Source organism: bacterium, from assembly GCA_040755795.1.
Taxonomy (GTDB): domain Bacteria; phylum UBA9089; class CG2-30-40-21; order CG2-30-40-21; family SBAY01; genus JBFLXS01.
The window spans coordinates 1-1,330 of record JBFLXS010000696.1 but is presented as its reverse complement, the minus strand read 5'-3'; the positions used below and the strand labels follow the sequence as shown (position 1 = coordinate 1,330).

Here is a 1,330-nt window from a genome sequence, read left to right as displayed (position 1 = left end):
ACTGATAATTCCAAAATTGGCATATTACTACGAGATTGTTTAGGTTATGAAGGATGCCAAATGAAAATGCTCTTGGATAAGGGTTTGCAAGTTGCATTCCCGATTTATTTTTCTTGTAATCTGAGTAATAGTGAATTTTGAAAAAGCCCTTTTGGTTTTTAGCTGTAATATTATCAAATAGGCTATTATTTTAATGAGTAAGCCAATATAGAGTCCATTACCTTGTAGTTGCATAGATTTTATCCTGAATGTAGATTTTAGAATCTTCCAGAAATATTCAATAAGGTAATGTTGTTTCCATATATGCCAAATTTCAGCACTACGCATTAGGATCTTACTAAAATCTATTAGGTAATAATTATGCGTAGTCTTCTTCTCATAAAAGAGGAGAACAATATGACCAAAAGTTGGGTTATAAGCCTTAAGTCTACAAGACGGCACATCAATGCCCCATTGGTCTTTAGAGAGAGATATCTCTTTTTTCCAATCTGAAGATTTTTGTTTTTTGTTATTAATGGTAAAGGTATAGTTTCCTTTACCAGCAATGATAATCTTATAAAAACCTAATTGATAGAGTTTTTGTTTTAGCTCTTCGGATACAAACCATGAGTCCAAACTAATAGGAAAGGATGTTAGATCAATACCTTCCTTGAGAAATTTGTCTTTTAGACAACTTAACATACTTATTAACAGACTTGGTTTATCAGTATTAGCTCGACCTTGTTTAGAACAAAAGACTAAATGTAAGGGAAAAACAAACCCATTAAGAGTTAAAACAATACCGAGCAAATCGTGTCCATTGACTATTTTCTTAGCACGGCCACTATACCAACTCCAGGTACAACGAAGCATTTTACCCAGTCGGTCAATCACACTGTTATCAACTGACAAGGTAATGCCTGCTCTGGATTTAGTTGCTATGCTCTTTTTCATCACAGCCTTTAGATATTCACAGGCTTGCTTTACCATAAAGCAAATAAGCATCTCTTTAAGATAATAAAGGCTATATCTTTTAAGAGAAACATAAAGTGGTTGATGCCCTATGCCAAAAAAGTCGGCTAACTGCTTCGGATTGTAAAACCCAAAGAAATGAGCTAATGAGAGAAACATAATTGTCTCAAAAGCTATCCGTTGCTTTTGGCGGAATTTTTCCTCAAATACAACAAAAAACCAAGTAAAATTTTCAGTTAAACACTTTTTAAGATAATAAGTTGATTCTTTACTCCTTTGCATATTTCTTTGCCTCCTCCCTGTTTTTTTGGATAGTTTTGTTATCCTTTATCCATTATAACATAGGAGGCAAAGAATTACAACTACTTTATTTATAAAT

General features: G+C 32.9%; 1 protein-coding gene. It reads right to left on the bottom strand.

What is annotated here, in order from left to right; all coding sequences use genetic code 11:
- Positions 1-39: 39 nt before the first annotated feature.
- A complete protein-coding gene (locus AB1414_21030; protein ID MEW6609896.1) occupies positions 40-1,233 on the bottom strand; it encodes a hypothetical protein in 1,194 nt (397 codons plus the stop codon).
- Between the last annotated feature and the right edge of the window lie 97 nt (positions 1,234-1,330).

Coding starts and splice junctions, on each gene's coding strand:
- AB1414_21030 (MEW6609896.1), bottom strand. CDS start 1,233: ATGCAAAGGAGTAAAGAATCAACTTATTATCTTAAAAAGTGTTTAACT.